The organism is Pseudomonas sp. RC4D1 (genome assembly GCF_018390395.1).
In the GTDB taxonomy this organism is placed as follows: domain Bacteria; phylum Pseudomonadota; class Gammaproteobacteria; order Pseudomonadales; family Pseudomonadaceae; genus Aquipseudomonas; species Aquipseudomonas danubii.
In genome coordinates this window covers 2,004,344-2,027,681 of sequence record NZ_JAHBAW010000002.1, presented here as the reverse complement: position 1 = coordinate 2,027,681, position 23,338 = coordinate 2,004,344, and the positions used below count along the sequence as shown (strand labels likewise).

Genomic DNA, 23,338 nt, shown 5'->3' with positions numbered 1-23,338 from the left:
TGGGTCTTGGCTACCAGCTCACCTGGCCCAGGGCGTCGGCGAAGGCGTTGAGTTTCGGCGAGCATTGGCGTGAGGGCGGGTAGACCAGGGACAGTTCCCGGCAGCGCCCGTCATGGGCCTGGAGAATCGGCACCAGATGGCCTGCGTCGAGGGCATCGCGCACGGCGAACTCCATCAACTGGGCGATGCCGAAGCCGCCCAGCACCGCATCCACCAGGGCATCGCCGATGTCGAAGATCAGCCGCCCCTGCACCGCCAGGTCCAGAGGCTTGCCCTGGTCCATGAACTGCCAGTCCACCAGGCGGCCGCTGCGCAGGTTGCGCACGGTGAGGCAGTTGTGCTGCTGCAAGTCCGCCAATTGCCGGGGCGTGCCATGGCGCTGCAGATAAGCCGGCGCCGCCACCGTTACCCAGCGCAGGGGCGCCAGGGGGCGGGCGATCAGGCGCTGGTCGTTGATCACCCCGGTACGCAGCACCGCGTCGAAGCCTTCGTCGATGATGTCCACCACCCGATCGGTCATCACCGCCTCGATGCTCAACTCGCGATAGCGGGTGGTCAGCTCGCCAATGACCGGCATCACCACCTTGCGCCCGAACAGTGAAGGGGTGCTGATCTTCAGCGCTCCGGTGGGAGAGTCCCGGCGGTCCAGCAGCAAGTGCTCGGTATGGGCCAGTTCTGCCAGCAGCGGTCCGGCCCGGTCCACCAGAACCTGGCCGTCCGGGGTCAGGCTGACACTGCGGGTATTGCGTTGCAGCAGGCGCACGCCCAGTTGCTGTTCCAGGCGGGAAATGGCCCGGGACAGGCCGGATTGGGTCAGCCCCAGGTCGCCGGCGGCCCGGGTGAAACTGCGGGTCTCGGCCACCCGGACCAGCAGGCGAAGGGCGTTCAGATCCATGATTAAAGTCATTACTGAAAGAGGAAGTGGCGTATTTATCATTTAAACGGCATCGATGACACTGGGCGCCGCTTATTTCAGACAAGGATTTTCGCGATGTCCGCGACCCCGTTAGCCAAGCCGTCGGGCTGGATGCTGTTACTGCTGGCCACCGCGCAGTTGATCATCGCCCTGGACGCCACCATCGTCTTTGTTGCCCTGCCGGACATTGGCCAGCGTCTGGGGTTCTCCGCCCAGCAATTGCAGTGGGTGGTCAGCGCCTACAGTGTGGCCTTTGGCGGCTTCCTGCTACTGGGCGGGCGTGCGGCGGACCTGTTGGGCAAGCGGCGTTTCTACATCATTGGCCAGTCCCTGTACGCCCTGGCGTCCCTGGCCGGCGGCCTGGGCGGCAGCGCCCTGTTGCTGGTGCTGGCCCGGGCCGTGCAGGGCGTGGGCGGGGCGATGCTGTTCCCGGCCACCCTGGCCCTGATCAACACCTGGTACGCCGAAGGCCCGGCACGTAACCGCGCCTTTGCGGTGTGGAGCGCGGCCTCGGCGGCGGGGCTGGCCCTGGGGGCCTTGCTGGGCGGGGTGTTGACCCAGTACTGGGGCTGGGAAGCGGTGTTCCTGGTCAACGTGCCCCTGGCCGGTGCCTGCGCACTGATGGCCCGGCGCTGGATTCCCGCCGACCCGGCGCGCCAGCGTGGCCGTCAGTTCGATCTGCGCGGTGCCCTGACCGTGACCCTGGGGGGCACCTTGCTGGTGTTTTCCATTGTTCAGGGGCCGGAGTGGGGCTGGACCGCGCCGGCGACCCTGGCTTGCCTGATGCTGTCCCTGGCGTTGCTCTGGCTGTTTGTCCGACTGGAGCAGCGCAGCCCGGACCCGCTGATGCCGCTGCGTTTGCTGGGTTATCCACAACTGCGCATGGCCATGGTGATTACTGCATTGTTCATGAGCAGCTTCGGCGTGCAGTACTACTTTCTCAGCCTGTATTTCCAACAGGTCTACCAGTTCAGCGTGTTGCAGAGCGGCTTGGCGTTCCTGCCTTCGACCCTGCTGTGCACGGCCGGAATCTGGGTGGCGGAACGGGCGCTGCTGCGTATCGGCTTGCGGGCGACCCTGGTCAGCGGCTTGCTGCTTGGGGCGCTGGGCATCGGCATGATGTACCTGGCCTTGCCCGGTAGCCTGGGTTTTGTCGGCCTGTTACCAGGGATTGTGGTGATGAGCATCGGCCAGGGCATGACCTGGACTTCGATGTGGGTCTCGGCCGGGCAGGGTATCGCAGCGTCCGAGCAAGGGGTGGCAGCGGGGGTGGCCTCTACCAGTCAGCAAATCGGCGGGGCCCTGGGGCTGGCGCTGCTGGTGTCCCTGGCCAATACCTTGAGCCCTGAGGGCAATCAGGCTCATGGCATTGAAATGGCCACTGCGGCCAGCGCCCTGCTGGCCTTGCTCGGGGCTCTCCTGGCGCTGCGTTTGCCTCGGGCGTCACCAGCCTTGCCGGCCTGTTCCGTGGCCCAGGGCTGAGGCGCGTTCAGTGGGGCTGGGGCAAGTGGCGGCGCACGGCCCACAGCACCCCGGCCAGCAACAGCAGGGCCGCCGAGCTTTGCAGCAGGCTCGGCAGGTGTTGCAGGCAGATAAAACCGTACAGCAGGGCAAACAGGGTCTCGAACACGATCAGTTGGCCGCTGAGGGTCAGGGGCAAGCGCCGGGTCGAGGCGTTCCACATGCGATTGCCGAACCAGGAACCCAGCACTGCACTGGACAGGCTCAGGCCCCAGAACAGCATCCAGCGTTGCTCGCTGGCCTCGACCTGGGTGCCCGGCAGGGAGAAAGCCTCCGCCAGCAGCCAGATCAGGGCGCTCATCAGGCCGGTGGTGATGCCCCACAACGTCGACCACTGGCTGCTGTTGAAACGGCTGCCCTTGAGGTAGCGGGCGTTGTCGGTGGCGAACCAGGTCCAGCACAGCAGGGCGCCAAAGGCGCAGAGCAGGCCCAGGGCGCGCTGGCCCAGCTCGGGTGAATCGCCAGGCGCGGTCAGCAGGGTGTCGAGGTTGATGCAGCAGATGCCGGCGAACACCAGCAGCAGCGGCCAGCGCAGGCGGCGCAAGGGCACGGCGTCGGCGTCGCCGCGTCCGGCCAGGGTAATGGTCAGCGGCAACAGGCCGACGATCAGCGCGGTGCTGGCCACCCCGGCCCACTGGATGGCGCTGGCCAGGAGCATGAAATAGATCAGGTTGCCGGTCAGCGCCAGCTTCACCAGCAACCCGGCATCGCTCCAGGTCAGGCGTTGCAAGAGCTCCCGGGCCTGGGGCGAAGCCAGGAGCAGGGAGAATGCACCGTACAGGGTGAAGCGGGCACAGCTGAGCATCAGCGGACTGAACTCCGGCAACAGGCTGGGCACCACAATGGCCAGGCCCCAGACCGCACCGGCCAGGGCGGCGTAAGCAACTCCGCGTTTCATGCACACACTCGCAGCGATTCATCAAAGCGCGCAGCCTAGTCATTGCTGACCGAGTGGACAAAGGATATATAGGCACCTACCTATTCTTCTGGGGAATGCCTCATGAGCCGCTTTGCCCGTCATTTGCCACCATTGGAAACCCTGGTGACCTTCGAGGCGGTGGGGCGCAACGCCAGCTTCACCCGCGCCGCCACCGAGCTGTGCCTGACTCAGAGCGCAGTGAGCAAGCAGATCCGTGCCCTGGAGCTGTCGCTCAAGACCGAACTGTTCGAGCGCCAGGCCCGGGGGGTGAAACTCACCGCCAGCGGTGCCTCGCTGTTCGCCGAGGTCAGCACTCAGTTGGAGGCGTTACTGCGCAGCGTCAGTCGCCTGCGGGCCGGGCGCGATGCCAACACCGTTACCGTGCAATGCACCCATGCGGTGGCGCAGTTCTGGCTGTTTCCGCGCTTGCTGGCGTTCAACAAACAACACCCGGACATCACCGTGAGCATCCACGCCAACAACGACATGGACGAGTCCAGCGTGGCCGAGCACGACTTCGCCATTCTCTACGGCGCCGGGCATTGGTCGTCCCTGACCGCCACGCCGTTGTTCGCCGAGATTGTCTATCCCATCGCCAGCCGGCGCCTGGAGTTGCCGGCCATTGACGCGCTGGCGCAACTGGCCGAGCTGCCCTTGATCCAGCTGGATGCCTCGGCCTGGAACTGCATCGACTGGCGCGACTGGTTCCGGCATTTCGGCCTGGACTACAGCGCGCCCCCAGGGGCCATGGGCTTCAACCAATTGACGCTGATGTTCAGCGCCGTGCAGCAGGGCATGGGGGTGGGCCTGGGCTGGGATTTCATGGCCAGCGAGTTGGTGGCCCAGGGCGAGTTGCAGCGCGTCGGCCAGTGGGCGTTTCGCACCGGGCAGGCAGACTTTCTGGTGCATGTGCGGCACAAGCGCCTGTCTGCCAGCGGCCAGTTGTTTCGCGACTGGCTGGTGGCGCAGGCGAGTGAATGAGCGCCCGGGGCGGTGTGCCAGCCCCGCTGCCTGGATCAGAGGCTGGCGCGGGGCACGCTGAAGCGGAACTCGCTGCCCTTGCCCGGTTCGCTGTGGGCCTCGATCTTGCCGCCGTGGGCCTGGATGATGCCCTGGGTGATGTACAACCCCAGGCCGGTGCCGTTGGGGTTGCCTTCCTTCAGGGTCCAGTAGCGATCGAAGATGAACGGCAGCTGGTCGGCGGGAATGCCTTCCCCGGTGTCGCGGACGCTGAAGACGATCTGCTCGCCGTCGGACATCGCCACCACCCCGACCTTGCCTTGCTTGGGGGTGAACTTGATGGCGTTGCCCACCAGGTTCGACAACACCTGGAACAACCGCTCGGGATCGGCATTGATGGTCAGCTCGGGCTCGGCGTGGAAGCTGATGTCGATGGCCTTGTCCAGGGCCAAGGGGGCCAGCAGCGAATAGGCCTCTTCAAAGATCTGGCTCACCTCCAGCGGCTGTGGCGCGATGCTGTAGCGCCCGGCTTCGATCTTCGAGGTGTCGAGCAAGTCCTCCAGCAGGTTGTTCATGCGGCTGGCGGCCTGTTGCATGGTGTCGATGGCCGAGGAAATGCGTCGTGACGTATGCGGGCCGTCAGAGCTGAAGGCCTTTTGCAGCATGCCGCAGAGCATGGAAATCACGGTCATCGGGTTGCGCAGGTCGTGGGACACCACCGCCACCAGCTCGTCCCGGGCGCGCACGGCCTGTTGTTCACGCAGGACCTGGCGCGCCAGGTCGTGTTCCAGGGCCGAGCGCCGCAGGTCGTTGGCGGCGAAGCGGTCGCCGTGGCTCCACTTGCTGGAGATCCCGGCCATTTCCACCTTCCAGATCTCGAACGAGGTACGCGGTCGCAGGCGCAGGCCGGCTTCGGAGTTTTCCAGGTCCAGGGGTTTTTGCGGGTTGCCGCTCCAGTGGATGTTTTCCTTCACTTCGGGGCGGAACCACAGCACGCCGTTATCCACAGGTTTGGGCAGGCTCATGGCCAGGACGCCGCTGGCGACCTGTTGATAACTCGCCGCCGGCGGGTACACGCTGGCCAGGTGATGACTGGCAAACACCGCTTCCCCCGTGCCTTGCAGCCAGCGATGCAGCGCGCGGATTTCGTCCTGGGGCGGGCACTGGCCGAAGCAGTGCAACTGTTTGTCCTCGATGATCGCCACGCCGCCGGCTTGCGTCAGGTCCAGCAGCACCTGCGGCGCCTGGGTCAAGCCGTCGAAAACACTGCCGCAGGCGTCGCGCATGGCCTGGTCGAGGCTTGCCAGGGCGGTGAGTTTCTCTTCCCGCTGGCGGCTCAGGTCCAGGGCTTGCATGGCGCTGATCTGCAACGACAGCACCTGGCCAATGGTCTGGCAGGCAATGCGCAGTTCGTGGGGCACCAGCAGCGGCTGGCGGTTGCCGCAGCTGATCAGGCCCCAGAGCTGATCGTCCTTGAGCAGGGAAATACTCATGGACGACAGCACGCCCATGTTCTTCATGTACTGGCAGTGAATCGGCGACACGCTGCGCAGGGTGGCGAAACTCAGGTCCAGGGGCTGCTGGGTGTCCGGGCGCAGGGTCGGCAGCAGCGGCACCGGTTGGTAGTCGGCGTTGGGAATGATCCGCAGCCAGTTGCTGCGATACAGCTCGCGGGCCTGCTGGGGAATGTCCGAGGCGGGGAAGAACAGGCCGTTGAACTCCTCCATGTCGGGGCGGGTGGCTTCGGCGATCACCTGGCCGTGGCCTTCCTCCTCGAAGCGGTAGATCAGCACCCGGTCGTAGCCGGTCATGGCCTGGATCTCGCTGACGCTGATGGCGTACAGCTCGTGCAGGGTCCTGGCCGCTTGCAGGCGTCGCAGCAGGCGCCCGAGATTCTCGGTCTGCTGCTTGAGGTGCTGGTGCTGCGGCTGATCGGGCTGGATTTCCAGCTCCAGCATCAGCACCCCTTGATGGCGATGCAGCAGGGCTTCGAAAGGTGTTCCGTTGAGTGACAGGTGCAGCGGCGGAGCATCGAACAGCTGATCCTGTTGCAGCACTTCACGGATGCGTTGAGCGTCTGTTTCTCCCAGCAACTGCTCCAGGGGGTGCCCCAGCAGCGAATCGGCGGGCCGGCCCAGTAGGGTCTCGACGTTGGCACTGATCTGCTGGATGCGCAGTTGCGGTTCGCACAGGGTCAGCAACACACCGTGGGGCTGGATCGCTCCCGGGGAGTGGATGGGTTCGTTGGCGCAATTGGCCAGCAACTGTTCGAAGGTTTGGGAATCTTGGGGGGTCATAGCAGCACCTCGCGGCGGTCGAGCCAGCGTTCGAAACAGGCAAATGTGGATTGCGCGGCGCTGACCAGGTGTCGGCGTGTGCTCGCGTCTTCGGGCATGCGCCCCAGGTAGTCGAGAAAGTCCTTCCAGCGCCGCCCGGTGGCAGTGCCGTAGACGTCGAGAAAGGCGCCGCCGTTGTCGGCATCGAGATCCAGGCGCCGGGCCATTTCCCGGCGCAGAATCTGTCCGCCCAGGGTCGCGCCTTCCAGTACGTAGAGGGTGCCCAGGCAGGCTCCGGCGCTGTGCAGAGGCGGCAGTTGCTCACAGCGGGGCAGGGCCTCGATGCTGGCGACATCCAAGCCCAGGGCACGCAGATCCCCGAACAGGGTCGGGGTCTTCAGGCGTTGGCTCAGGTCATAGCCCGCAGGGATCAGGCCGCTGTTCTGCAGGGCCGCTTCCAGGGGCTGATAGAAGCCGTAATAGGCCTGGATCAGGCGTCGATACCAGGGCGCATCAAGCCGCTCACAGAAGAACGGCAGGCGTTTCTCCAGGGCAACGTGCAAGGTCGCGGTGCCGGTGCGCAGGTCTTGAAGCAGGGTGGGCGTGGTGCTGGCTTGGTGCGGTGTCGGCATGCAGGGATCAGGGGTCGCAACAGGTAGTGGACGCGCCATGGGCGTCATCAAAAGCCGGGACCAGGCTGGCATCCCCGCGATAGAGCCATCGCACAGAAAAAATCGGCGCGTCACTTTACCCGTGCTTTTTCCCTCGACGTAGGGGTTTTGTCACACCGTCGGTCGGTCAGCAGCGTTGATTGAGTGGCGTGTCAAAGCGTCTGACCCCGCCGGTGCGGTGGAAATTCCCTTTTCCACTTTGCAGATTCGGGCCGGGGTCAGATCCAGACGTCGTTCTGTGCCGTACGTTCGCCGCCTTGATCGCCGGTGTTGAGCACGCCCTTGGGCTCGATCAACAGCAGTTTGACCTCCTGCTCGGCCCAGGGTTTGTGTTCGACGCCCTTGGGCACCACGAACATCTCGCCGCTGGCGATGGACACCTGGCCGTCACGGAAGTCGATGTGCAGCAGGCCGTCGAGCACGATGAAGGTTTCGTCGGTGTCGGCGTGGCTGTGCCAGACGAATTCCCCTTGCAGCTTGGAGATCTTGAACTGGTAGTCATTCATCTCGGCGATCACCTTGGGGGTCCAGTGTTCGCTGAACAGGCCGAGTTTGTTGGCGAAGTTGATGCTTTGGTAGGCGTCTTGCGGGGCAGGGTTTTGCATGTTGCGGTCCACCTCAGTGATGAATGAGCACTGAGGGTAAACAGCTAGGGGCGCGGGCTTCTTGAACGATCGTGTGTGGCTCAGCGGTCGAGCATCTTCAGCCAGCGAGCGGGAGGCAGGCCGTAGGTCTGGCGAAACTGTCGGGTCATGTGGCTCTGGTCGGAGAAACCCGCCATCAGCGCCGCATTGGCCAGGGACTGGCCCTGCACCAGCAGGGCGCGGACCAGGTCCAGGCGGCGCATGCTCAGGTAGCGATAGGGGCTGGTGCCGAACAGCAGGCGAAAGTCCCGGGACAGGCTCCAGCGGTCGCGTTCGCTATGAGCGGCCAACTCCTCCAGGGTGAGGGTCCGGTCCAGGGCGCTGTGGATGTACTCGCGGGCGCGTTCTGCCGCTACGTAGTCGAAGCGTTGGCGGGACCGCGGGACTCCGGACACGCTGTTCAAGGCGTGGGCCAGGTCGAACAGCGCGTCTTCCTGTTCCAGCGGATCGAGGGGGCCGTCGACGCTGCGCAGCAGGGTCTCGGTGGCGGCGAACAGCCGCGGGTCATTGGACAGGCCGCCGGCAATGAAGGGCAGTGGCTGGCCGCCGAGGATCTGCTGGATCAGCGCCGGCTCGACATACAGCATGCGGTAGTGAAAACCGTCGTGGGTGCCGGCCTCGCCGTCGTGGGGCTCGTCGGGGTGCAGGACCATGGTGGCCCCAGGCAGGCTATGGCGCCAGCCGCCGCGGTACTGGAAGCTCTGCACCCCGCGCAGGGTGCGGCCGATAGCGTAGGTGTCGTGGCGGTGCATGTCATAACCATGGCCGGCGAAATACGCCTCGATGCGCTCCAGGCCCCGGGCGGGCGGCGCGCGGTGAACCCAGTCGGTGACAGCGGTGGGTTTGGCCATTGGACGGTCCTGGTGAGCAATCACAAGAGCCGCACATTAACTCAGGGGCTTGGAGTTTGTCTGCAAGGCCTGAGCCGATAACGCATGCCTCTGTGCTGCAACTGCCTCTTGCTATTGCCCCGGTGGCTGGTGACTAATCTGCAGGCACGATTGCCCCTCAACACGGACGTTATGTCCCCGTATCAGGAGACTGAACATGGCTGTTGTTTTTCGCCCGGTAGCGGACGCCGACATTGCGCGGATCTGCAGTTTCGTGGGCAGTCCCCAAGAGTTGTATTTCTTTTTTCCCGCTGCCACCTGGCCGCTGACCCACGAACAGCTGCGCGACTCCATCGCCCAGCGCAGCGACTCGACAGTGATCGAGTTGGATGGGCAGGTAGTGGGCTTTGCCAACTTCTATCGCTGGGCCAGTGGCGGCACCTGCACCATCGGCAATGTCATCGTCGACCCAGAGGTGCGCGGCGCGGGCCTGGGAGCACAACTGATCGGGCAGATGATCCATATCGCTCGCAGTAAGCACCAGGCCAGCGAGGTGACGCTGTCCTGCTTCAACAGCAATGTGGCGGGGTTGCTGTTCTATCCGAAGCTGGGCTTCGTGCCGTTCGCCATCGAAGAGCGCAAGAACAAGGAGCAGGAGCGGGTGGCGTTGATCCATTTGCGCTACAGCCCCAGCTGAAACCAAGAGAAGCGTCAGCGATCATTTTTTTAACGGAAATCATTCATGAGCAAGTTGCGGGTCGGAATTATTTTTGGTGGCCGTTCGGCCGAACACGAAGTGTCGTTGCAGTCGGCGCGCAACATCGTCGATGCCCTGGATCGCTCGCGCTTCGAGCCGGTGCTGATCGGCATCGACAAGCAGGGCCACTGGCACCTCAATGACACCTCGAACTTTCTGATCAACCAGGAAAACCCTGCGCTGATTGCCCTCAACCAGTCCAACCGCGAACTGGCGGTGGTACCGGGCAAGGCCAGTCAGCAACTGGTGGAAACCTCCAGCCAGGAACTGCTGGGCCATGTCGATGTGATCTTCCCCATCGTCCACGGCACCCTGGGGGAAGATGGCTGCCTGCAGGGCTTGTTGCGCATGGCCGACCTGCCCTTTGTCGGCTCCGATGTACTGGGCTCGGCGGTATGCATGGACAAGGACATCAGCAAGCGCTTGCTGCGCGATGCCGGGCTGGCGGTGACGCCGTTTATCACCCTGACCCGTGCCACTCGTGGTCGCTACGGTTTTGCCCAGGCCCGGGAGAAACTCGGCTTGCCGCTGTTCGTCAAACCGGCGAACCAGGGCTCGTCGGTGGGGGTGAGCAAGGTCGAAAGCGAAGCCGATTATCTGGCTGCCGTGGAACTGGCCCTGAGCTTTGGCCACAAGGTGCTGGTGGAGTCGGCAGTGCGGGGGCGGGAAATCGAATGCGCGGTGCTGGGCAATGACCAGCCGCTTGCCAGTGGCTGTGGCGAGATCGTGGTCAGCCAGGGCTTCTATTCCTACGACAGCAAGTACATCGACGAACAGGCGGCTCAGGTGGTGGTACCGGCGGCGATCAGTCCGGCTGATAGCGAGCGGATTCAGGCCCTGGCCATCGAGGCATTCCAGGTACTGGGTTGCTCCGGGCTGGCCCGGGTCGATGTGTTCCTCACTGACAGTGGCGAAGTGCTGATCAATGAAATCAACTCCCTGCCAGGGTTCACGCGTATCAGCATGTACCCCAAACTATGGCAGGCCGCCGGCATGAGCTACAGCGAGCTGGTCAGCCGGCTGATCGAGCTGGCCCTGGAGCGTCACGGCGAGCGCCAAACCTTGAAAATCACCCGCTAAGGCGAGTCTCCATTGACTAGGGAAGTAACGGATGAACGTGGTAACAGAGGCATCGGTTTTTCTTTTTTCCTACGGCACCTTGCAGGACAAGGCGGTTCAACTGGCCAACTTCGGCCGTGAGCTACAAGGCAGCAAGGACGCGATGCTTGGTTACGAGCAGAGCTGGGTGGAAATCACCGTCCCCGAAGTCCTGGCCGCCAGCGGCAAGACCCATCACCCGATCCTGCGCCCGGGTTCGGCAGACAGCGTGCCGATCCCCGGCACGGTGTTTCGCATCACGCCCAAGGAGCTGGCGGCGGCCGACAGCTATGAAGTCTCGGACTACAAGCGGGTCAGCGTGACCCTGGCTTCCGGGATCCAAGCCTGGGTCTACGTCAGCGCCTGATTCCGGGCTCATTCCGGCGGCAGCATCAGCCCGATGCAGGCCAGCGCCAGCAACAGCGACCCAAGCACGATGAACACGTAGTTGATGGGTGTGAAGCGGGCGTTGCTGCGACCCTCGGGATCACCCGCAGCAGCATTCAGACCCCGCTGGCCCAGCCAGGTGACCCATGCCAGCACTGGCAGCAGCGCCAGGCTGGCGATGTCGGTCACCGGGTAGCCGATGTTCTTGCGTGACAGGGCATCCACCACGTTGTTGACGATCAGCCCCACCACAAACAGGGTTGCCAGTTCACCGGGCCGCCAGTCATGGCTGCGGCCGTCGCGCTTGAGCTGTGCATCGGCTTCGCGGTACAGCGCGTGGGTGAAGAAAATCGCAAAAAACGCCCGGGCCACGGGCCACAGCTCCTGGCCGCTGGCATGCCTGAATTGATGCCAGTGCTTGTAGGCCCAATACAGCTGGTAGATGCCGAAAGTGACGATGTACAGGGTGATGAACTTGGCCCGGGACACCACATAGAACGGTTGCAGCTGCGCTTGGGGGGACGGCGCGACCAGTTCCGCCTTGGGCGGGGCATAGAGGTTGTCAGACACGGGCACTCCTTGGTTGGGTCTGAAGAAGCGGCAACGTTAGCGCCGCTTGGGGTGGGACGCCTACTGGCATTCAGGCAGGTCTGCGCAGGATGACTCACGACGCAGCGGATCTGCCGGGCGAAGGTAATGAATATCCCATTCGCTTTCACTGACCTGAACAAAACCCAGGCGTCGATAAAAACGATTCGAGTCACTGCCACGCAGGGCATCCAGGCGGATCGGCAACTGTTCCAGGGTTGATCGATCAATCAGCGGTTTCAAGGCCTTCTCGCCGATGCCCTGCCCCTGAAAATCAGGCATGACGTACAGGTGCTGCAAAAGCAAATGATCGCTATAGGCTTGGCTCTGAATGAAGCCTACATGCTGTCCGTCGAGACAGATGAATTGGCATCGTTCGCAAGCAAAACTTGCCACAAAGCGTTCTCGGGCGCGCTGCGGGTCGAAGCGTCCGATGCGTTCCAGGCTGTCGCGCATCGCCGTTATACGCATGTTGACTAGGGTTTCCAGATCGTTTGCGGTGGTGGCTTGCAATGCAAGCGCCGGGCTCATGTGCGGGCTATCCAGGAGTATTGAAAGGCCTTCTCGTCACCGCGATGGCCCCGGCGCCGGTAGCTGGCCAGCTTCGGGGTCGAGCAGTAGGTGCACAGTGGGCTGAACTCGACCTGTTCATCATTCATCCCGGCCGCACGCAGCAAGTACAGGGCATAGCGGCTCAGGTCGAACCACAGCGAGCCTTCCTGGGTCGGTTGCGGCGGGGTGATCTCGGGCGGCAGCAAGGGGGCCGGTTGCTGACGGCTCCAGGGGGCCTGCGCTGCTGGCCACAGATGACTTTGGCTGGCGGACAGGTGGTTGACGAAATCCGCACTGACTTCATAGCAGCAAGGCTTGATCGACGGGCCAATGGCTACGCGCAACTGATGTACGCCGATGCCCCGGGCGGCGAAGTGCTCCAGCACATGGGCAATGATCCCGCCGTGCAGGCCTTTCCAGCCGCCATGCACCGCTGCTACCCAGGCGCCGTCGTGGCTGCTGATCAACATCGGCAGGCAATCGGCGGTGACCACCGCAATCGGCCGGGCCGAGCGGGTCAGTACCGCGTCGCCACGAATGATGCCGCTGGGCAGGGTGGTACTGGCTTCCACCACTTCGCCGCTGTGGACCTGGGAGCAGAAGAACAGATTGGCTGGCAGGGCAGCGCCCACGTTGGAAAAGTCATGACGGATGCCGGTTATCTGCTGCAACACACCTGCCTGGAAACTCATCGGGCCTTCGCTCGGTTACCTGGGAATGGTTGCAGAGCATAACGGCATCCGCGGTACTTTTGCTGACAACGGCTGGCCCGGACAGGCTCCCAGACCAGCGGTCTTCCCAGTACGGGCCCGTCTGCCGGGCGTTTCAGGCGTTCAACGGGATATACAACTCCACCACGCTGTGGGGATTCATGGGGCCCAGAAAGCGTTCGCCGCTGTACTCGAACTCCAGGGCTTCGATGGGCAGCAGCCCGGCCGCGGGCAGCCATTCGCTGTAGGCGGCGCGGAAGGTTTCCGGCAGGGTTTGCACCGTGCCGTGATGCTCGACCCGGGCGTAGTGGCGGCCGGGGATTTCCAGTTCCACCATGCCCGGCACCAAGGGCGCGTCGGCCGCCACCGGCAAGCCGGCGATGTAGCGCCAATGGCCGTCCTCCAGAGGTTGGCAGATACCGTAAGTGCCAACAGGGTCGGCCAGTCGCTGGATCTCCTGCTCCCGGGGTTCGAAGCGCTGCCAGAGTTCGGCGATGGAGCCGGGATCATTCTGCTGCCAGGCCATGCCGATGATTCGCAGCGGCGCCAGGAGCACTTTTTCCGGCCTTTGCGGCGCAGGAATCTGGCGTTGCGGCTGCGCCAGATAGCGCTGCAGATGACCGAGCACTTTCTGGCTGCGGGCAATCTCGCTTTCCAGCTGCCGGGCGTGGTCCTGCAGTGATTGCTGCATGTGCAACACGCTGTCCAGGCCGCCCTGGTCCGCCAGCGTGCGGATGTCTTCCAGGGACATGCCCAGTTGCCGCAGCCAGACGATGCGGCCCAGGGTCACGATCTGTTCCGGGCTGTAGTAGCGATAGCCGTTGTCACGGCCGGTGAGGGCCGGGGTGAACAGGCCGATGCTGTCGTAATGGCGCAGGGTCTTGGTGGTGAGGCTGTGGCAGCGAGCCATTTGGCCGATGGTGAGCATGGAACGTCCTTGGTGTGGTTGGGCTGCCAGGCAGGTTGAGCCTTTACCCAAGGGCAAGCTCAAGCCTTGGTTCAACGCCGGCAATGTGTCCCCCCAATCTGGTCTTGTTGCAACCTGTCATGCAGACCCCAGCGCTGAGGGCCAGGCTCAGGACGACTTGGGCGGCTTGATCAGGCTTTCGGCAGGGATGCCGAACAGGCGGTGCAGTTTCCAGATCATGGGCAGGGTCAGCGCGCGCTTGCCATTGAGTACTTCATAGACGCGGTTGGTACGGCCGATGGCGGGCGCCAGGTCGGCGGCGGACAAGCCGGACTGTTCCATGCGGAACTTGATTGCCTCGATCGGGTTGGGCAGGTCCAGGGGAAACTGCTTGGCTTCGTACGCCTCGATCAGGGTGATCATGACGTCGAAGTAGTCGCCTTCAGGTGTCCCGGGCTGCGGCTCGTTGTCGAACAGGGGCGAGACGCTTTTGAGCGCGGCGCGGTAATCCTGGTCGGTGTGGATAGGGCGGATGTTCATGCGGGTTGCTCCATGTCTACGCTGTCGGCGTCAATGGCATCGTACTGCTGGTGGGTACCTACGAACTTGATGTAGAGCGCGCCGAAGCGATAGGCCACGGCAACGATCAGTCGATACTCATTCCCCTTGATGTTGAAGACCACCCTGCGGCTTTTGAGAATGCTCGCGTTGCGATACTGGTCCTTGATCTGCGCAGGGTTGGACCACTCGGCTTTCCTTGCTTCATCGACCCAGGCCAGCAAGGGCTGTTCTGCGTCCGGGTACTTCTCCCAGAAGGCCTTCAACTGACTGACTGCAATAATTCTCATGGCGTGATCCTAGTCCCGTCCTGGGACTTAAACAAGTCGCTGAGTGCGTCAAGCGATGTACGGGCAGATCGCTGGATCTGCCCGCGCAGGCAACGTCGGCTCAGGGACGATCAGGTCATGCAGAGAGCGTGGCGTGCACGTCGTCCATCAGTGCCTTGCCCATCTCTGCCAGGTAGTGTGCCGCCCAAGCATAGTGGTCGCACCGGGGCTCCATGGCGGCCTCCAGGGTGAATTGCTTTGCCAGATGCAACAGCGCAGAGGCGTGTTCCAGGGCGTCGTTGATCGGCACGTCGGCATTCACCCGAAACAGCGGATGCAGGTGTTCGCCGCACTGGGAAAAGCGGATTTCACCGAGGGTGGTCAGGGGCGATTGAGTGGTCATCGGGCACCTCCGGCTTTTTGTGACGGGAGGTAATGGAGAAACAGATTGCAGAAGCAGTTCATGGTCACGACTCCTTGATTCGAAGGACCGTCACCGTCTGCCGCCAAGCAGATCAGGGTGGCGGATTGCGCAGGATTGGCGGACCGGGAATCAAGGAACCGGCGAACCCGAAGGTTCTCCCACGCAACCCGCCATAACGCAGGTATGCGGGCGCAAAAAAAGCGCCCGCATGTGGGTGGGGCGCTGTTGCGCCTCGATTCTATCAGGCCGCCAAGCCTGTTCGCTGATTTTGCAGCGACGGTCGAACCATAGGTTGGAGTAGGGGGCGTCGCAACGGCATTACTGCGACATTTTGTGAACCAACCCTGTAGCCGCTGCCGCAGGCTGCGAACGACCGGAACGGTCGCAGCGATCTCCCAGGCGCCGAAGGCCCTTCGGTCCTTGTCGCAGCCTGCGGCAGCGGCTACAGAAAGCCCTGTTTCGCCATCTCACTGGTCGCGGCCCAACCCAGCCCGCGCTGGCTGAACTCGGCCTCTGCCAGTTTCATCAGCGCCGACGCCAGGCCGCGGCGCCGGTAGGCCGGTTCGACGTAGACGTTGAGCACGTAGCCGCGCTGGTCCTGAGTTGGATGGGAAGGGTGGGGCGGCCAGTCGATGTTCATCAGGCCGATGCTGGCCACGCTCTGCTCGGCGTCCATCAGGGCGAAGCCGTAGTAGCGGCCGTCCTCCAGGCGTTCGCGCAACCAGGGGCGAAAGTGCTCGGTCATCACCTGCAAGGTGGAGAGGTCCTTACCCGCATCGAGAAACATCGCCTGGCGATGGCGGCAGATCAATTCAAGGTCCTGGGGCGTCAGGTGTCGTGGGCTCAGGCCCGGAATATCAAGGTCGGCTGCAATCTTGTTCATCGTCGGTTCCTCGGTGGGCAGGGACGATGCTAGGGCAGATCCCCAGGCCGGGTCAGACACAGACCGCCGCAAAATCTTGCATACAGTGCCCGTGTTCCCCGCCCACAAAAAAAAGGGCCAGCCTCACGGCCAGCCCTCGGGTTCATCCGATAACCCTCAATCCCCCAGCGCTTCCCCTTCGCGCCGTGGATCGGCGCCGCCGGCCCAGGAGGTCTTGCCCTGGGCATCACGCACGCGAACGATGGCTTGGGTGCCGCTGGTCATGTCGATCTCGTTCAGTTCATGACCCTGGGCTCTCAGCGCCTGTTTCAGCGCCGGGCTGAACTGGCCCTTCTCCAGTTCGGTAGGGCCGTTGCGGCTGCCGAAGTTGGGCAGGCCGACGGCGGCTTGCGGGTCGAGGTTCCAGTCGAGCATGCCCACCAGCGACTTGGCCACGTACTCGATGATCTGCGAGCCGCCGGGGGAGCCGACGCTGGCCAGCAGTTCGCCGCTGGCGCGGTCGAAGACCAGGGTCGGCGCCATGGACGAGCGCGGGCGCTTGCCCGGTTCGACGCGGTTGGCCACCTTCTGGCCGTTTTCCTCGGGGATGAAGGAGAAGTCGGTCAGCTGGTTGTTGAGCATGAAGCCCTGGACCATCAGGTGCGAACCAAAGGCCGCTTCCACCGTGGTGGTCATGGACACCGCGCCGCCTAAGTCATCCACCGCCACCACTTGCGAGGTGGAGATGCGCATTGGCGAACGGTCCGGTGCGTAAGCCACCTGGATGCCCTGAGGCTTGCCCGGTTCGGCCTTGCCCAGGCTGCGTTCGCCAATCAGCGCAGCGCGTTTGGCCAGGTAGTCCGGGGCGATCAGGCCGGCCACCGGTACTGGCACAAAGTCGCTGTCGGCCACGTACAGGCCACGGTCGGCATAGGCCAGGCGTTCGGCTTCGGCGATCAGGTGTACCGCTTGTGGCGCTGGCTCAAGGCCGGCGAGCAGGTTGGTTTTCTGCGGCTTGAGGTTGGCCAGGGTGTAGCGCGGGTCGTGTTGTTCCAGGGCCTGCAGGGTACCGAGGATCTGCGCCACCGCCACACCGCCCGATGAAGGCGGCGGCATGCCGCACACCTGCCAGCGCTTGTAGTCGCTGCACAGCGGCGCGCGTTCCTTGGCGCGGTAGCCTTGCAGGTCGTTGAGCGACAGGCTGCCGGGGTTGGCGTGGCCCTGGACCTTGGCGACGATTTCCGCGGCCACCGGGCCTGTGTACAGGGCGTCCGGGCCTTCCTGGGCGATGCGTTTGAGCACGGCGGCCAGCTGTGGATTTTTCAGCAAGGTGCCCACGGCTTTCGGCGTGCCGTCGGCATTCAGGAAGTACGCGGCCATGTCCGGCGAGCGCGCCAGGAACGGGTCGGCGCTTATCATGCTGTGCAGCCGTGGCGAGATGGCGAAGCCTTGCTCGGCCAGGCGGATCGCCGGTTCGAACAATTGCGCCCAAGGCAGGCGCCCGTGTTTCTGGTGGGCCATTTCCAGGGCCCGCAGCACGCCTGGGGTGCCCACCGAGCGGCCGCCGATCTGCGCCTGAGGGAAGGGCATCGGCTTGCCGTCCGCCTGCAGGAAGAGCTTCTCGGTGGCGCCGGCCGGCGCTGTTTCCCGACCGTCATAAGTGCGCACGGCCTTGCCGTCCCAGAGCACGATCATCGCGCCGCCGCCAATCCCCGAGGACTGCGGCTCCACCAGGGTCAGCACCGCTTGCATGGCAATCGCCGCATCAATGGCCGAGCCGCCTTTGCGCAGCATCTCGCGCCCGGCCTCGGCGGCCAGCGGGTTGGCGGCGGCCGCCATGTGTTTGTCGGCATGCCGGGTTTGCATGTCGGTGCGGTAGCCCGAAGCGATTTCCGGAGCGGCAGGCAGGGCGGTGGAAGAGGGCGGGTTGTTACAGGCGCTGAGGCTGAGGACGGCGGCCAGCAGGCCGAGGCTGAGGAGTGAGGGGTGACGGGGAGGGAATATCGAGAACACGCGTTGAGCTCCGTTCACTGGGAAATGAGGTGTCGTCCGTGGAGGGGAATGTACAGCAGTGGCGCCGCCAGCAGGGCCGGCAGGTGGCCATGACCGTGCGCTGGGCCAGTGGCAAGACGCTAGACAGCGGCCCTGTACATAGGGTCGCAGGCAGGCGTGCACCCGGCCACCGATTGATCTGAGTCAGGGCGGCTGGGGGAGGTTGGGCACATGGTGCAGCAAACCATAAGCCTGATGAGAGGACGCCATGCACGGTTGTAAGTGGTTACTTGTGTTCGGATTGCTGCTGGGGAGCGAGGCGCGGGGGGAGACGCCGAGCGAGCCGATCCTGCCGGTGCAGCCGGCGAAGATCAGCGATGTGGCCAAGGTGGAGTTGGGCAAGCAGCTGTTCTTCGACCCGCGCTTGTCCAAATCCGGTTTCATTTCCTGCAACTCCTGTCACAACCTGAGCATGGGTGGCAGCGACAACCTGCCCACCTCCATCGGCCACAACTGGCACCAGGGGCCGATCAACTCGCCCACGGTGCTCAACTCCGGCCTGAGTTTTGCCCAGTACTGGGATGGCCGTGCGGCGACGCTGCAGGAGCAGGCCAGCGGCCCGATCACCAACCCGGGGGAGATGGGCTTTACCCATGACCTGGCGGTGGACGTACTGCGTTCCATTCCCCAGTACCGGGCTTCGTTCAAGCGTGTGTATGGCAACGATGAGATCAGGTTCGAAGACGCCACCAACGCCATTGCCGCCTTCGAAGACACCCTGGTGACGCCCAACGCGCCGTTCGACCGCTGGCTCAAGGGCGACAAGGCGGCCATCAGCCCGACTGCGCTCAAGGGCTACCAACTGTTCAAGTCCATCGGCTGCGTGGCCTGCCACAACGGCGAGGCGGTGGGCGGCGGCTCGTTTCAGAAAATGGGCATGATCGAACCCTACGTCACCCAGAACCCGGCCCAGGGCGTGGCCGGGCTGACCGGCAAGGACGCCGACCGGATGCTGTTCAAGGTGCCGACCCTGCGCAACGTGGCGCTGACCTATCCCTACTTCCACGATGGTGCTTATTGGAAGCTAGAGGAGGCGGTTGACGTGATGGCCAGGCTGCAATTGGGGCGCAAGCTGGGTGATGAGGAGATCCAGCAGATTGTGGCTTTCCTCGAGACGCTGACCGGCGATCAGCCGGACTTCAAATTGCCGATGCTGCCGCCGTCCTCGGCGCAGACACCGCGTCCGCAGCCGTTCAACTGACCTGGGTGGAAAAACCGCAGCGTGCTGCGGTTTTTCCGGAAAGGCCTAGTATGCGGCATTCAGGTCTGCCGGGAAGGGGACTCTGTTGTCATGAAAAAACGGCTGGATAATAATGAGAGATATTATCATTAGCGACGGTCGATCATGGACGCAGGGGTCAAGGCTTCAATATCGCTGGAGATCGAAGATCTGTATGGCGCCCACCACGGCTGGTTGAAGGGCTGGTTGCGCAGCCGCACCGGCAACTGTGCCGATGCAGCAGACCTGGCCCAGGACACCTTCGTGCGGATGCTGTCGCTGCGCCAGTTGCCGGTACTGCGAGAGCCCCGTCATTACCTGGCGACCATCGCCCGCGGCCTGCTGATCGACAAGGTGCGCCGCAGAGTTCTGGAACAGGCCTATCTGGAGGCTTTGGCGGCACGTCCGGAGCCCCAGGACATTTCTCCTGAAACCCATCATTTGATCATCGAGTCATTGCTGGCCATCGATGCCTTGCTCGATGGGCTGGGCACGCGCACCCGGCAGATTTTCCTCATGGTGCAGCTGGATGGCCTGAGCTATGTGCAGGTCGGGCGGCAGTTGGGAGTGTCGGTGACCACCGTCAAGAATCATCTGGGCAAGGCACTGCTGCAATGCATACAACTGATGGACGATTGAACGTGCCGTCGCCTCCTCTCCTGGACAAGGCCCACCTGCAGGCAGCGGTGGACTGGTACCTGATCCTCAACGATCAACAGGTCAGCGCGGCGCAGCAACAGGCCTGGCAGCAGTGGCTTGGCGCCGATGCGCAACATGCGCGAGCCTGGGCCCGGGTGCAAAGGCTGCAACAGCAGCTGCGTGGGGTCCCGCAGGATATTGCCTTGCCGGTCTTGTCGGAAATGGGCATCCAGCGTCGCCAGGGCCTCAAGGTACTGCTGCTGATGGCTGGCGGCTCGGCGTTGCTGGGCGGCTATCGGCTGTCTCCCTATAGCGCCGACTTCGCCACGCGCACCGGCCAGCGCCGGGAAGAACTGCTGGCCGACGGTACGCGGCTGCACCTCAATACCGATACTCGGGTCGACGTTGCCTACAGCCATGAAGAACGGCTGATCTTCCTGCGTCAGGGCGAGATCCAGGTCACTACTGCCGCAGACCGGGCCCCGGCGCGGCCTTTGCTGGTGGTAACCGCCCATGGCCGCATCCGGGCCCTGGGCACCCGTTTCGATGTGCGCCTGGACCCGGCCTTCAGCCGAGTCTCGGTTCAGCAACATGCTGTGGAGGTGCGCCTGAACGATGATCCGCAACATGCCCAGAGGGTCGCCGAAGGCCAGTCGCTGACCTTTGGCTCCGGGCAGATGGGTGCCCTGCGGGTGGCGGACAATGCCGAGAGTGCCTGGGTCCGGGGCCAGATGGTGGCGCTTGACTGGCGACTGGCGGATTTCATCCGTGAGCTGGGCCGTTACCGCCCTGGCTACCTGGGGTGTGCGGATGAAGTTGCGCAACTGCGGATCAGCGGCGCCTTCCGCCTGGATGATATCGATGGGGTGCTGGCCAACCTGCCATTGTCGTTGCCGGTGAGGGTGCGCCGGTTTTCCAGGTACTGGGTGCGTGTGCAAGCGTGACGGGCGAATGGTCGCTTGAAGAAAAATCGTCAATGCGCCTTGCCGATTCCGCCTGGCGTTCGGCTCATCAGTAGAGCGGTCAATCAGCCGCCTTTACTGCTATGGCATAGGACGCGTACATGAGCCACCGGAGTCGTTTCACCCAGGCCGCCCTGCGGCGCAGTTTCAATCGCACGGCGTTGAGCATCACCCTTGGCACGCTGCTGGCGGCCACCTGTGTTGCGCCGTTTGCCCTGGCCCAGGAGGCGGTGGGCGAAGCACAGGAATTCAACATTGCGCCAGGGGCACTGGGGACTGCACTCAGTGAGTTTGCCGCGGCCAGCGGGGTTACTCTGTCCTTTGGCTCCAGCCAGACCCAGGGGCTGGTTACCCAGGGGCTCAAGGGCCATTATTCCTTCAGTCAGGGCGTGGCGCAGCTGCTGGCCGGCAGTGGCTTGCAGCTGCGCCAGGAAGGCCCGGCGCGCTATACCCTGGTCAAGTTGCCGACGGGGGCGGCGCTGCATCTGGGGCCGACCCAGATCACCGGCGCGTCTCTGGGCACTACCACCGAAGACACCGGCTCCTATACCACCGGCGCCATGCAGACGGCTACCAAGCTGGCCCTGTCGATTCGCGAGACTCCACAGTCGGTGACCGTGGTCACCCGCCAGCGCATGGACGATCAGAACATGCAAAGCCTGGAGGATGTGCTCAAGAGTACCCCGGGCATTTCCATCACCAAGGACGGACCACAGCGACCGATTTTCTATTCGCGGGGTTTTGCCGTGCAGAACCTCATGGTCGATGGCCTGGCCAACGATATGTCCCATTACCTGAGCCGGGACATGAGCACTTCGGCCGACACTGCGATCTTCGATCGGGTCGAGGTCATGCGTGGCGCCGCCGGCCTGATGCAGGGGACGGGCAGCCCTTCGGCGGCGATCAACATGGTGCGCAAGCGGCCCACTGCCGCCCCGCGCCTGAGCATCACGGCAAGTGCCGGCAGTTGGGACAATTATCGCAGCGAAATTGATGCCTCCAGTGCCCTCAATGACAGTGGCACGTTGCGTGGGCGCCTGGTGACTGCCTACCAGAGCAAGAACAGTTTCCAGGACGTGGCCGATGCCGAGCGTTCGGTGTTCTACGGCATTGCCGAGGCCGACTTGAATGACAACACCACGCTGACCGTGGGTGCTACCAATCAGGCGTCGCATAACACCACGACCTGGGGCGGGCTGCCTGCGGCGATTGACGGCCGGCACCTGCACCTGTCGCGCTCGGCCTACCTGGGCAGTGACTGGGAGTACTGGGACCAGAACAACGTCACGGCCTTTGGTCGCCTGGAGTACCGCTTCGACAACGGCTGGAAATTGTTGCTGTCGGCCAGCAAGTCCTGGTCCGACTTGCAGATGCTCGGTTCGATGACCGAGCGTTTCGGCGCCGATTTCGACGAGTTCGGCCAGTACGTCGGTCAGTACCACTACAAGGATCAGCAAGACAGCTACGACCTCTTCGCTTCCGGGCCGTTTGCCCTGTTCGGGCGTGAGCATGAGCTGGTGGTGGGGGCCAGTCAGCGTGAGTTGGCCTTTCGCGGCAAGGGCAATTTCCAGGACAACGAGACGCGGACCAACATCTACCGTCCCGACCCCCATAGCGTGCCCAAGCCGGAGATGGACCTGGATTACTGGCGCCAGGAGCGCAACTCCGAGCTGAAAAGTTTCTACCTCACCTCACGTTTTAGCCTCGCCGAGCCCCTGACCCTGATTCTGGGTGGGCGCCTGGACTGGTACGACTACGATGTGGATACGCGTTTTGCCGGGGTGCGCACCGCCTCCAGCACCGACTACAAGGTCACCCGCAACCTCACCCGCTATGCCGGCATGGTCTATGACCTTGACGCCCATCACTCGGTGTATGCCAGCTACACCGATGTCTTTAGCCCACAAGCGGAAGTGGACAGCTCCGGTGGCTTGATCAAGCCCGTAGTCGGCAAGAACTACGAGACGGGCATCAAGGGCGAATACTTCGAAGGGGCCCTGACCGCCAGCGCTGCGGTGTTCAGGATCGACCAGGTGAATCGCGCCAAGCAGGTGGTCAGCGCTCAGTGCTCCAGCCTGCAGTGCTACGAAGCCAGCGGCGAGGTGCGCAGCGAAGGTATCGAGCTTGAGGTCAACGGTAAGCTGGCGCCGGGCTGGGAGCTGGGGGCGGGCTACACCTATGCCCAGGCCAAGTATCGCAAGGATGGCAACGAGGACAATGTCGGCCGCCTGTTCGACACCGATATTCCACGTCACGTGTTCAAGGCCTTTACCACTTACCAACTGCCGGGAGATTTGCATCGTTGGACTGTGGGCGGGGGGCTCTATAGCCAGAACCGGATCTACAACAAGGATGTGAATTTCTACGACTCGGGTACGCCGATGTACGTCGAACAGAAAGGCTATGCCCTGGTGGACCTAATGACTCGCTATCGGGCGTCCGAACATCTTGAGTTTCGGCTTAACCTGAACAACGTCTTCGACAAGAAGTACTACCAGAGCATCAGCACCAATACCTACTACGGCAATGACATCTATGGTGAACCGCGCAATGCCATGGTGACGGTGCGATGGTCGCTGTAGCGGGCCATGGCTCGAATGGAGCCATGACCGCCCCT

At 63.5% G+C, this 23,338-nt stretch carries 24 protein-coding genes; 9 read left to right on the top strand and 15 right to left on the bottom strand.

What is annotated here, in order from left to right:
• Nucleotides 1-10: 10 nt before the first annotated feature.
• Nucleotides 11-895: a LysR family transcriptional regulator gene (locus KHO49_RS24945; protein ID WP_102880960.1), complete on the bottom strand. Its 885-nt coding sequence runs from the start codon at nucleotides 893-895 to the stop codon at nucleotides 11-13.
• Between the two features lie 96 nt (nucleotides 896-991).
• Here KHO49_RS24945 and KHO49_RS24940 point away from each other — a divergent pair, with 96 nt between their 5' ends.
• A complete protein-coding gene (locus KHO49_RS24940) occupies nucleotides 992-2,398 on the top strand; it encodes an MFS transporter (RefSeq protein WP_102880959.1) in 1,407 nt (468 codons plus the stop codon).
• A gap of 7 nt (nucleotides 2,399-2,405) precedes the next feature.
• On the opposite strand, the gene KHO49_RS24935 is transcribed toward KHO49_RS24940, so the two are convergent.
• Complete coding sequence (locus KHO49_RS24935; RefSeq protein WP_213665957.1) at nucleotides 2,406-3,335, bottom strand: DMT family transporter; 930 nt, start codon at nucleotides 3,333-3,335, stop codon at nucleotides 2,406-2,408.
• 102 nt (nucleotides 3,336-3,437) lie between these two features.
• Between KHO49_RS24935 and KHO49_RS24930 the strand changes: the two genes are divergently transcribed.
• The gene (locus tag KHO49_RS24930) at nucleotides 3,438-4,337 is read left to right on the top strand and encodes a LysR substrate-binding domain-containing protein (RefSeq protein ID WP_102880958.1); all 900 of its coding nucleotides are present in this window, start codon (nucleotides 3,438-3,440) and stop codon (nucleotides 4,335-4,337) included.
• A gap of 35 nt (nucleotides 4,338-4,372) precedes the next feature.
• Here the strand turns inward: KHO49_RS24930 and KHO49_RS24925 are convergent, their stop codons facing one another.
• The 4 genes from KHO49_RS24925 to KHO49_RS24910 form a co-directional block, all read right to left on the bottom strand.
• Nucleotides 4,373-6,613, bottom strand: a complete 2,241-nt coding sequence (locus KHO49_RS24925; protein ID WP_213665956.1) for an ATP-binding protein — start codon at nucleotides 6,611-6,613, stop codon at nucleotides 4,373-4,375.
• Nucleotides 6,610-7,224 (bottom strand): biliverdin-producing heme oxygenase, encoded by a 615-nt coding sequence (locus KHO49_RS24920; RefSeq protein WP_213665955.1) that lies wholly within the window; start codon nucleotides 7,222-7,224, stop codon nucleotides 6,610-6,612. Before KHO49_RS24920 ends, KHO49_RS24925 begins: the two co-directional genes overlap by 4 nt.
• 257 nt (nucleotides 7,225-7,481) lie before the next feature.
• A complete protein-coding gene (locus KHO49_RS24915) occupies nucleotides 7,482-7,868 on the bottom strand; it encodes a cupin domain-containing protein (protein ID WP_102880955.1) in 387 nt (128 codons plus the stop codon).
• Nucleotides 7,869-7,948: 80 nt separating this feature from the next.
• Complete coding sequence (locus KHO49_RS24910; RefSeq protein ID WP_213665954.1) at nucleotides 7,949-8,758, bottom strand: AraC family transcriptional regulator; 810 nt, start codon at nucleotides 8,756-8,758, stop codon at nucleotides 7,949-7,951.
• Between the two features lie 196 nt (nucleotides 8,759-8,954).
• Between KHO49_RS24910 and KHO49_RS24905 the strand changes: the two genes are divergently transcribed.
• From KHO49_RS24905 to KHO49_RS24895, 3 genes are read left to right on the top strand one after another with little or no spacing between them, the layout of a single operon-like run.
• A complete protein-coding gene (locus KHO49_RS24905; RefSeq protein ID WP_123393932.1) occupies nucleotides 8,955-9,434 on the top strand; it encodes a GNAT family N-acetyltransferase in 480 nt (159 codons plus the stop codon).
• 45 nt (nucleotides 9,435-9,479) lie between these two features.
• On the top strand, nucleotides 9,480-10,574 hold the full coding sequence (gene ddlA / locus KHO49_RS24900) for a D-alanine--D-alanine ligase (protein WP_213665953.1): 1,095 nt from the start codon (nucleotides 9,480-9,482) through the stop codon (nucleotides 10,572-10,574).
• A 31-nt stretch (nucleotides 10,575-10,605) separates the two neighbouring features.
• Complete coding sequence (locus tag KHO49_RS24895; RefSeq protein ID WP_213665952.1) at nucleotides 10,606-10,959, top strand: gamma-glutamylcyclotransferase family protein; 354 nt, start codon at nucleotides 10,606-10,608, stop codon at nucleotides 10,957-10,959.
• An 8-nt stretch (nucleotides 10,960-10,967) separates the two neighbouring features.
• On the opposite strand, the gene KHO49_RS24890 is transcribed toward KHO49_RS24895, so the two are convergent.
• The 9 genes from KHO49_RS24890 to ggt form a co-directional block, all read right to left on the bottom strand.
• Nucleotides 10,968-11,549 carry a DUF4234 domain-containing protein gene (locus KHO49_RS24890; protein ID WP_110652209.1) on the bottom strand — a complete coding sequence of 194 codons (582 nt, stop codon included), beginning with the start codon at nucleotides 11,547-11,549 and terminating at the stop codon, nucleotides 10,968-10,970.
• A 60-nt stretch (nucleotides 11,550-11,609) separates the two neighbouring features.
• Nucleotides 11,610-12,098 (bottom strand): GNAT family N-acetyltransferase, encoded by a 489-nt coding sequence (locus KHO49_RS24885; protein WP_213665951.1) that lies wholly within the window; start codon nucleotides 12,096-12,098, stop codon nucleotides 11,610-11,612.
• Nucleotides 12,095-12,811, bottom strand: a complete 717-nt coding sequence (locus KHO49_RS24880) for a purine nucleoside phosphorylase YfiH/LACC1 family protein (RefSeq protein ID WP_123393937.1) — start codon at nucleotides 12,809-12,811, stop codon at nucleotides 12,095-12,097. Before KHO49_RS24880 ends, KHO49_RS24885 begins: the two co-directional genes overlap by 4 nt.
• A gap of 133 nt (nucleotides 12,812-12,944) precedes the next feature.
• A complete protein-coding gene (locus KHO49_RS24875) occupies nucleotides 12,945-13,757 on the bottom strand; it encodes a MerR family transcriptional regulator (RefSeq protein WP_110596313.1) in 813 nt (270 codons plus the stop codon).
• Nucleotides 13,758-13,904: 147 nt separating this feature from the next.
• The gene (locus KHO49_RS24870; protein ID WP_102880946.1) at nucleotides 13,905-14,276 is read right to left on the bottom strand and encodes a helix-turn-helix domain-containing protein; all 372 of its coding nucleotides are present in this window, start codon (nucleotides 14,274-14,276) and stop codon (nucleotides 13,905-13,907) included.
• Nucleotides 14,273-14,584 carry a type II toxin-antitoxin system HigB family toxin gene (locus tag KHO49_RS24865; protein WP_072450953.1) on the bottom strand — a complete coding sequence of 104 codons (312 nt, stop codon included), beginning with the start codon at nucleotides 14,582-14,584 and terminating at the stop codon, nucleotides 14,273-14,275. Before KHO49_RS24865 ends, KHO49_RS24870 begins: the two co-directional genes overlap by 4 nt.
• Nucleotides 14,585-14,699: 115 nt before the next feature.
• Nucleotides 14,700-14,966, bottom strand: coding sequence for a DUF3077 domain-containing protein (locus KHO49_RS24860; RefSeq protein ID WP_213665950.1), 267 nt, complete (start codon nucleotides 14,964-14,966; stop codon nucleotides 14,700-14,702).
• A gap of 463 nt (nucleotides 14,967-15,429) precedes the next feature.
• Nucleotides 15,430-15,870: a GNAT family N-acetyltransferase gene (locus tag KHO49_RS24855; protein ID WP_213665949.1), complete on the bottom strand. Its 441-nt coding sequence runs from the start codon at nucleotides 15,868-15,870 to the stop codon at nucleotides 15,430-15,432.
• A 156-nt stretch (nucleotides 15,871-16,026) separates the two neighbouring features.
• A complete protein-coding gene (ggt, locus tag KHO49_RS24850; RefSeq protein WP_213665948.1) occupies nucleotides 16,027-17,862 on the bottom strand; it encodes a gamma-glutamyltransferase in 1,836 nt (611 codons plus the stop codon).
• Nucleotides 17,863-18,133: 271 nt separating this feature from the next.
• Here ggt and KHO49_RS24845 point away from each other — a divergent pair, with 271 nt between their 5' ends.
• The 4 genes from KHO49_RS24845 to KHO49_RS24830 all read left to right on the top strand — a co-directional run bounded on the left by KHO49_RS24845 (nucleotide 18,134) and on the right by KHO49_RS24830 (nucleotide 23,303).
• A complete protein-coding gene (locus tag KHO49_RS24845; RefSeq protein ID WP_306408978.1) occupies nucleotides 18,134-19,102 on the top strand; it encodes a cytochrome-c peroxidase in 969 nt (322 codons plus the stop codon).
• Nucleotides 19,103-19,246: 144 nt separating this feature from the next.
• A complete protein-coding gene (locus KHO49_RS24840) occupies nucleotides 19,247-19,759 on the top strand; it encodes a sigma-70 family RNA polymerase sigma factor (RefSeq protein ID WP_213665947.1) in 513 nt (170 codons plus the stop codon).
• A 2-nt stretch (nucleotides 19,760-19,761) separates the two neighbouring features.
• Nucleotides 19,762-20,703 (top strand): FecR domain-containing protein, encoded by a 942-nt coding sequence (locus KHO49_RS24835; RefSeq protein ID WP_253085007.1) that lies wholly within the window; start codon nucleotides 19,762-19,764, stop codon nucleotides 20,701-20,703.
• Nucleotides 20,704-20,822: 119 nt separating this feature from the next.
• Complete coding sequence (locus KHO49_RS24830) at nucleotides 20,823-23,303, top strand: TonB-dependent siderophore receptor (RefSeq protein WP_213665945.1); 2,481 nt, start codon at nucleotides 20,823-20,825, stop codon at nucleotides 23,301-23,303.
• Nucleotides 23,304-23,338 lie beyond the last annotated feature (35 nt).